Below are 8,788 nucleotides of genomic sequence, written 5' to 3'. Positions count from 1 at the left end.
GATGAACTCGTAAAAAAGTCAGGAGATAGCTATGAAACGTTTTCTCTCCTCTTCATATTGTACCTGCGTGCTGCTCGGGATATTGGCAGTCGCTGTTACTGCCTGTGCGCCAGTAAAATGGGATACTGTGCTGGAAGAACCGGCTAAGCTTAGTTGGCCACCTTCGCCGAATCCTAAAAAAATCGAATACCTGGGAACGCTGCATGAGTTTACTCCTGTGGGGCGTTCTCTGCGAACGGTTGTCTTTGGGCAGAATCCGGCAAATGAACTCGTTAAGCCTGTTGCTATCTCGGTCGGTTCTGACGGTCGGATGGCGATTGCCGATGCCGGTATGCAAGGGGTGCATTTTTTTATCCCGGGCCAGCAGAAATATCTCTTGTTGACTAAGGCAGGTGAGGTGGGGTTGCAATCACCAGTCAGTGTCATCTTTGATGAGCGTCTGAACCTTGTGGTCAGTGATTCCACTTTGGCAAAAATCTTTGTCTTTGATGCTGACGGGAAGTATGTGAAGGAGATAATTCCGCCGAAGAGTCAGTCTTTTGTCCGACCGACCGGGATTGCTTATTCCAAGGTTAACGGGCAGTTATATGTGGTTGATAGCAAGCAGAATCAAATCGTTACCTTTAACGATCAAGGCCGGTACGTGCAGAGTTTTGGTAAGCGGGGTGCGGGGAAGGGCGAACTGAATATTCCAACTCATATTGCTACCGACTCAACTGGTAAGGTCTATGTTAACGATGCCATGAATTTCCGAGCCCAGATCTTTGATGCCAGAGGTGATTTTGTCACCATGTTTGGTCATCATGGGGACGGTTCCGGGGATTTTGCTATGCCCAAAGGTGTCGCTGTTGACCAAAGTGGGACAATCTATGTGGCAGAAACCTTGTTTGATGCTGTTCAGCTTTTTTCTGCCCAGGGAGATTATCTGCTGACCTTAGGGAGCCAGGGGCTAGGTCCGGCTGAATTTTGGATGCCAACGGGGTTGTTTGTTGATCATGATGATAAGTTGTATATCTGTGATACGTATAATCAAAGAATCCAGATATTTCAACTCTATGGCACAGAGGGAGGAGGTCGATAATGAAGGTGGTTATTTGGGCGCTATGTTCGGTTCTGTTGTGGGTAACGCAATCACTGGCCACGCCTGGGATACTTTCTTCGAAGCATAACATGTCGTCATGGGGACCGGGCGATGTCAAGGCTTTGACCGAAGATCGAGTCTGCATTTTTTGTCATACCCCGCATAATGCGACTCCACAAACCCCTCTATGGAATCGATCTATTCTGGAAGGGGTTAACTACCAACTCTACGAGAGTTCGACATTAACGGTAACTGTGGGCCAGCCGACAGGGCCTTCTCGATTGTGTCTCAGTTGTCATGATGGCACGATTGGGATTGGCGCGGTGTTAAGTGTCTCCGGCGGGATTGTCATGACTCGGGAGTTGTTCGGTCGTTCCTCTTTGCTCGGCACCGATCTGCGAGATGATCATCCCTTCTCTTTTTCTTATAGCGATGCGCTTCCATTTAATCCCGAACTTCACGCCAATCTGCCCGAAGACCTGCTTACTTATCCGGGTGGAATTATTCATTGTACAACTTGTCATGATGCGCATGATAACAGCTATGGCCTGTTTTTAGCGGTCAACAATCAACGATCATCCCTGTGTACCCGGTGTCATAATGTCCAGGGCTGGGCTCTGTCAACCCACGCCACCTCTGAGGCCACCTGGAATGGATCAGATCCGAATTTTAATCCTTGGCCGTGGAACACCAAGGTCGAGGCTGAGAACCAGCGTCATACCGTAGCGGATAATGGGTGTGAGAATTGCCATGTCAGTCATCATGCCGGAGGCCAGCAGCGTCTTTTGCGTTATCAGGCAGAGGAAAATAACTGTATCAGGAATTGTCACAATGGTCAGGTCGGTACCACCAATATTGCCGCAGAGTTTCAAAAGTCCTCGCGGCATCAACCAGAATTGGCGACAATTGGTGATGGCAGTGGCAATGCTCACGATCCCACGGAAAATGCGGCATCAATGTCTGTGCATGTCGAGTGTCAGGATTGCCATGATCAACATGGCGTTACCAATGCCACTGCCCAGGCCCCGATAGTGAATGGACGAATGCGCGGAGTGTCCGGAGTCGATAAGGCTGGTTCGGCAGTTGACGAGGTTCAATTCGAGTATGAGGTGTGTTTTAAATGTCATGGGAGCACTGATACCGTCACCCCGACAGTGACCAGGGTGCTGCAAACCATGAATAAACGTTTAGTATTCGACCCTTCCAATCCAAGTCTGACACCTTCTTTTCATCCCATTGTGAGCGTGGGGCGTAACAGCAATATGCCAAGTTTGCCAAGCCGGTTTGTTACGTCATTAAACGCTACCAGTGTCATTTACTGCACGGATTGTCATGACAACGACAAAAGCACTAAAGTTGGAGGGCCTGGGCCTAACGGCCCTCATGGCTCGCAGTACAGCCCAATATTGCGGCAACGTTATGAGCGTCAAGCCGGGACACAAGAGAATTTTGCCGCGTATGCCCTCTGTTATTATTGTCATGATCGGGACAACATTTTGAGTGACGCCTCTTTTCAGAAACGATCCGTCGGCGGCGGACCAGGTGGACCGGGCGGCCATAGCTTGCATTTAATGACGGGAGGGGGGACTTCGTGTTCGGTCTGTCACGATCCCCATGGGGTGTACGATGCAACTCATACTACTGGTGATCACACTCACCTGATTAATTTCGACACTACGGTTGTTGGGCCTGTGACTGGCCAGACTTCCCCGATCTTTACTGATAATGGTGTTTTTTCCGGGACCTGCACTTTGGTTTGTCACGGGAGAGTTCATGATGGCAGCATCAATTACTCGTATCCGTGATCATGAAAAATCAATTATGAAGATGGCTTGTAACTACACAGGTTAACGGTAATCAGTTATCGGTTTACGGTTAAAAGAGGCAGTCGTAGGTTGGGTTAGCGAAGCGTAACCCAACACCCAATGCGATACAAAAAAGGCATTGATGTTAAAGCCATCATAACTGATTACCGTTAACCTAGGTAGTTCCTTAATTCGACATGGATCTTTGCGAAACTCATCGCTCAACGGGTAGTCGTCATCCTTGGGAGTTGGCCAGGGTCAAGGCTTTGAGGGCAATAGCCATCAAGTATGATCTTATTCGCTCCGGGATGAGGACTCTTGATATCGGTTGCGGAGATGGCTTTATTATAGACCAGCTTTGCGCTGAGACTGTGACGAAAATTGATGCGGTGGACATCCACTTGACCACTGAACAGGTTCGGTCTTTTGCCAAGGATAGGCCGAACGTTATGTTTCATAATGATTATACCTGTCTGTCGTTCAACGATTATGGCTTGCTTACAATGTTTGATGTTTTGGAACATGTCAAGGACGATGGAGCCTTTTTGCGGGACATCATCGCCCGATTTTTCCAGCCTGGCACGGTTTTTTTCGGCACTGTCCCTGCCTTTCAATCTTTACTATGTTCCCATGACCATTTTCTTGGTCATCATCGTCGGTATAGTCGGAGTGAATTCCATCAGGTTCTTGGCAGCGCGGAACTCAAGGTAATTGCCTCTGGCTATCTCTTTGGTTCACTTCTCCCTGTGCGCGCCTTGATAGCACTAGCCGAGAAAGTTTTTGGAGTTGCTCAGAGAGCGCCTGGGATAGGCCAGTGGCGGCGTGGTGCGCTGGTGACATCTGCAATTACACAGGGGTTGGCTGTCGACAATGGCGTCCTCCTCTGGCTGAGCAAGATGGGAATCACGATTCCTGGTCTTACCGTGTGGGCAGTATGCAGAGTGTCGCGATAGTTATCCCGTGTTTCAATGAAGAGACCCGGCTGCCACAGGAAGAGTTTTACCTCTTTGCTCGGCAGCACAAGGGTGTTGATTTTATCTTTGTCAATGACTGCAGTACTGACGGTACGGCGCGGGTCATTGACACTTTGTGCTCCAAGATTCCTCAGCAGTGCATGGCGCTGCATTTGCCAATAAACTTGGGTAAATCGGGCGCCGTGCGTGAGGGCTTTATTAAGGCCTTTGCAGGAGACTATGCTGCCATCGGATTCTGGGACGCTGACTTGGCAACTCCACTCCCCGCAATTATTAAGTTTTCCGCTCTTTTGGCAGATTCCCAACTTACTATGGTTATTGGGTCGCGGGTCAGGCTCCTTAATCGGCATATTGAACGGCGGTCTGGACGCCACTATCTGGGGCGGGTTTTTGCAACTATGGCGAGTGTGGTCTTGGGGTTAACGGTCTACGACACCCAATGTGGCGCTAAACTTTTCGCAAACAACACCTTGCTAAGGCAGGTATTTGTCAAGCCATTTACGGTAAATTGGATATTTGACGTGGAGATTTTAGCCCGGTATCAGTTGTTGATTAGGAACCAGGGGGGGGAACCGCTTACTGTGAGCGCGTGTGAGTACCCATTGGAGCAGTGGCACGATGTCCCTGGTTCAAAACTTAGGGCAAAGGATTTTATTGTGGCGGTCTACGAAATAATAAAAATCTGGGATGCCCTTCACGGGCCGGGACGGAAGGCGTATTATAAACGAATTAGTAACCGATAACTGTTAACCTTATGTTCACTCACTCATCATCGTCATCAATGGAAATCTGCATTTTCTTGAGGCGGTAGCGGAGGGCGTCACGGGAAATGTTGAGTAGATTTGCCGCTTTTCGTTGATTGCCGTTGGATTTTTCCAAAGCGCGACGGATGAAACGTTCTTCCATTGCCTCCAGTGACAGGTCGTCTGGGAGCGGTACGCTGCCGACCGATTTGACGGGAGGTGGAGGACCAATCTCGGTACTTTGCAGAGCGGGAGGTTGGGGGGCAACGGAATCGAGGTTCTCCTTGATCTCTGCGGCAGTTATTTCATCGGAATCGGAGAGCACTACCAACTTTTCCACCAAATTTTTGATCTGACGGACATTACCAGGCCAAGAATAGGACATTAGCAATTCCATGCCCTCCGGGCTGATTGTTTTGGTTCCGGTATCATATTTGCTGCAAAAATTGTTGAGAAAGTTGTTGATCAGGACCGGAATGTCTTCTGGTCGCTCGCGAAGCGCTGGTAATTCAATGGTGGCAATGTTCAGGCGGTAAAAGAGATCCAGTCTGAATTTTTTTTCCTGAACTTCCTGTTTCAGGTCGCGATTGGTGGCGGCCAGGATTCTGATGTCCACCTGCGTGTCTTCTAGGGCGCCAATCCTTCTGAAACATCGCTCTTCAAGGAGTTTGAGGATTTTTGTCTGGAATTGATACGGCATGTCCCCGAGTTCGTCGAGCAGGACGGTTCCGCCTTCTGCCACTTCAATCAAGCCTTTTTTCGATGCCTTGGCATCGGTGAAAGCGCCCTTTTCGTAGCCGAACAGTTCACTTTCTATCAGGTGGTCCGGCATGTTTGAGCAGCCGATTTGCACGTAGGGGGCATCGTGCCGGGAACTCATCTCGTGGATCTTCTGGCAGAGGTAGTTTTTTCCTGTTCCGGATTCTCCAAGAATCAGGATTGTCAGGTCAGATTTGAGGGCCAATCGTTTCATGATGGCCACAACCTTCCGCATTTTATCGCTGGCAAAGATCAGGTCGATATCGGAGGGGTCCGGCTCGTGATCAGTCTGGTCAAGCTCTTGGGAAATTGATTCGAGGACAGCCTTTAATTTATCGAAATCGATTGGCTTTTCAAGGTAATCTCTGGCTCCGAGCTTCATGGCTTGGACTGCGCCGTGGATTTCGGTCTGGCCGCTGATCATAACTGGAATGATTTTGGGTCGGGTTTTTTTTATAATACTCAGCAGTTCAATTCCGTCGATAGCGTCCTGCAACTTCAGGTCAAGAAGCGCGATATCAGGGTCTTGGTCTTCGATGAGTTCCAGCGCTTTCTTTCCTGATCCGGCAGAGATTGTGGTATATCCTTCCTGCTTGAGGAATTTCTCAAGTCCAAAGCGGATGAGCGCCTCGTCGTCGACGATCAATACTTTTTGATTGTGTGGTGCCCGGGAGGATTTTATGGTCATGTGGATGTGTAGGTAGTAGCCGTTAACCAGGGTTATGATGGACGAATGTTATGATTTGCAAGCTTGCTGCTCAAGCCTGTTCGATATCGCTGTAGGAGATGCGAACTGGAATAACTACACAGGTTAACGGTAATCAGTTATCGGTTTACGGTTAAAAGAATCATGGTTAGTCATAAATCATCGCATGATACTCAATGTCTGTGTGCCCTCAGCTATTGGCAGAACTCTATTACCGTCAACTGTCAACCGTAAACCGACAACCTGAGTAGGGGTAGGGTGCGCAACTTGTTGCGCACGCGGATCATGAATGGCCCACCAATCGGTGCGCATGATGAAACCATGCACACCCTACCAGGCTCAGCCATTGGCAGGACCCAATCACCGTCAACCGTAAACCGACAACCTGAGTAGTTAGATTTAAATGTAATATACTCCCTCCGTTTAATCAACTGCCAAGCTGGATAGTGACAAGAAAGTTGCGGGATTTTTCCGCCCATGGACCATCCGGGGCGAGGGTGAGATACCCTTGGAAGGCTCGTGCCGCCTCTTGTTTGCGGCCCAACTGATAGTTGCAGAGTCCAAGTCCATACATGGTGTCAGGGTGCCTGGGGTTTGTGGCGAGGATTTGCGTAAAGTGAGTTACTGCTTCTTCGAATTTATGTTGATCGTAAAGGAGATAGGCCAGACTGAAGCGGGCCTCGACCAGGTTTTTGTCCAGCGCAAGGGCTGTTCGCAGGTATTGTGATGCTTTTTCAGGAACTCCTTGCCGATAGTAGAGGGTACCTAGGGTGGAGGCAAGCTCTGGGCTATCGTTGTTATACCCCTCTGCGCGGGAAAGGAGTTCGATGCTGGCAGTTGCCGGCATGCTGCTTTGCTTGATAAGCAGCTCCGCCAGGATTTTTGTTTTTTCCTGATCGTGGCGTTGGGCAAGGTAATCACTTGTTTCTCGCGCCAGCGTAGGTAAAATCATCGGGTTTTGGGCAAGGCGCATAAACTCATCCCTGGGCATGAGCGGGGAGAAGTAGCGGATGCGGTAACGGTCAATCAGCGCTCGGTTCTCCCCGCTGTTTCTGATTAATACTGCCCCGGTAGGTTCCCAGTAGATGGGGATGAATCCTTCCTTGGAAAACATGTCCCATTCATCCGAGCGACCGATGATGGCGTAATTGATCTGCCATTGCGCCCGGGTCTCTGGCTCATGGACATAGCGTTCCAACGCGTCAAAGAGCATATGGTGATTGTAGTGGAAGATTTTGCGTTCCGGATAGAGATAGTACGCCAGATAGCCGCCGTAGCGGTCGGTATTGTACATGTTGCCGCTTAGATTTGCTGATTTTATGAAGCGGGTTGATCCAACCGGAAAGTTTTCGGCGCTTATACCCAGTCCCAGTGAGTCGTAGCGGAGGGGGGGGGATAATTTGTAATAAACCGCAAAGAGTATGGCTCCGGTGAGGATGATGATGCCAATGATGGATTGTCGTTTTTTATTGGTCGGCGCAGAGGTCAAGGCAGTGAGCAGTGGCGGCAGGTTGACGGCTAAGATCACGGCGGCGACGATGCTGAATGGACCGATTCCTCTGACATAGCGGATTGCCATGCCAGCAAAGGGAATCAGTACGGTAAGGCTGGTGAGGTCGAGGTTGCGGCCAGCAGCAAGGATGCTGGTGCTGGTTAGGATCAGCAGCCCCCAGAACAGTGGTTTTTCACCGAGAGAAGTGGGTTGGAATTCGGCGGTCATGGAGGTCATCAGATTCTGGTTCATGAATTCAAGAAAAATATCGTAGGTGCGGAGGCCATAGGGGCTTAGGGCCATGAGGATTATGGTCACACTCGCCCAGAGCCAGAGTGTGGAGAGATGCTTTTTGGGGATCAGCGGGAAGGTGGTATTGTTTTTGGTCAGGAGACTGCGGATGGTTTCGGCCCCGAGGAAGACAGTTAGAAAAATTGTTCCGTACAGGGCTCCATGCATGAAGTCCCAGAACCCCATGATGATGGGAAGAAAGATCAGGAGTTTGCTGTTGTGGGGTTTGGTCCGGTAGGAAAAAAGAAGAACGCCGGTTATGGCCAAGAAGAGCGAGGAGAAGAGTTCGGGTCTGACCACATAACGAAAGTGTGAGGCGGCAAAGGCCAGCAGCCAGACGAGAGCAGCAGGCAGGGGGGATAATCCTTGTCTACGGCTGAAGAGGTAGAGGCAAAGGCCGATAGCTGTTGTAATTAATATCTTAGCTGCAATCAGACCATTAGCGCCCAAGGTCTTGAAGATCAGAAACAAGAGGATCTGGGCGAGCCAGGCGTGGTTGCTGAAGTGCTTGCCGGCTGCAGTAAATGAGAAAATCTCCTGGTTGATGATGGCGCCTTGCTCCACCATTGCCCGCCCATTAGCGAGGTGCCAGAAGATATCGAAGTCCTGGATCGGAAAGATGCCCATGAAGCCAATAACGGCAAGGGTCAGGATGATCGGCAGAGGTGAGCAGCAGCTTGACTGGGTCGAAGAGTGGTTTGGTATCATGGGTTCTGGGTGTTTTTAAAGAGGAGCCAGTTGCCGGACTTTAACATTAGCTGGGCGTACCGGGTGAGGAAGGGCGTGAACTCGGCAGGTGCGCCGCGGGTCAGGATGTAATCGTATTTCATGCCATGCTCCTGCCATGAAAAGTCATGGGTTGCCAAGGGGAGACCGGCATCGGGGCGGAGAAGGACAGGTAACATCGGGCTGGGGAAGAGAGCGGGGCTGGCCCCTC

6 protein-coding genes are annotated in these 8,788 nt (G+C 50.1%); 4 read left to right on the top strand and 2 right to left on the bottom strand.

The features are described from left to right. Window positions 1–31: 31 nt before the first annotated feature. The 4 genes from FP815_09430 to FP815_09415 all read left to right on the top strand — a co-directional run bounded on the left by FP815_09430 (window position 32) and on the right by FP815_09415 (window position 4,603). The gene (locus FP815_09430; GenBank protein ID MBA3015160.1) at window positions 32–1,081 is read left to right on the top strand and encodes a 6-bladed beta-propeller; all 1,050 of its coding nucleotides are present in this window, start codon (window positions 32–34) and stop codon (window positions 1,079–1,081) included. Then, a complete protein-coding gene (locus FP815_09425) occupies window positions 1,081–2,886 on the top strand; it encodes a hypothetical protein (protein MBA3015159.1) in 1,806 nt (601 codons plus the stop codon). Before FP815_09430 ends, FP815_09425 begins: the two co-directional genes overlap by 1 nt. A gap of 197 nt (window positions 2,887–3,083) precedes the next feature. Beyond that, the gene (locus FP815_09420) at window positions 3,084–3,839 is read left to right on the top strand and encodes a class I SAM-dependent methyltransferase (protein MBA3015158.1); all 756 of its coding nucleotides are present in this window, start codon (window positions 3,084–3,086) and stop codon (window positions 3,837–3,839) included. Continuing rightward, on the top strand, window positions 3,821–4,603 hold the full coding sequence (locus tag FP815_09415) for a glycosyltransferase (protein ID MBA3015157.1): 783 nt from the start codon (window positions 3,821–3,823) through the stop codon (window positions 4,601–4,603). The genes FP815_09420 and FP815_09415 overlap by 19 nt, the downstream gene beginning before the upstream one ends. 19 nt (window positions 4,604–4,622) lie before the next feature. Here FP815_09415 and FP815_09410 read toward each other — a convergent pair whose 3' ends face one another. After that, complete coding sequence (locus FP815_09410; protein ID MBA3015156.1) at window positions 4,623–6,050, bottom strand: sigma-54-dependent Fis family transcriptional regulator; 1,428 nt, start codon at window positions 6,048–6,050, stop codon at window positions 4,623–4,625. A 445-nt stretch (window positions 6,051–6,495) separates the two neighbouring features. Next, a complete protein-coding gene (locus FP815_09405; GenBank protein MBA3015155.1) occupies window positions 6,496–8,559 on the bottom strand; it encodes a tetratricopeptide repeat protein in 2,064 nt (687 codons plus the stop codon). Between the last annotated feature and the right edge of the window lie 229 nt (window positions 8,560–8,788).

Source organism: Desulfobulbaceae bacterium (assembly GCA_013792005.1).
In the GTDB taxonomy this organism is placed as follows: domain Bacteria; phylum Desulfobacterota; class Desulfobulbia; order Desulfobulbales; family VMSU01; genus VMSU01.
The sequence above is the reverse complement of the archived record's forward strand: the minus strand, read 5'-3'. Positions and strand labels throughout refer to the sequence as shown.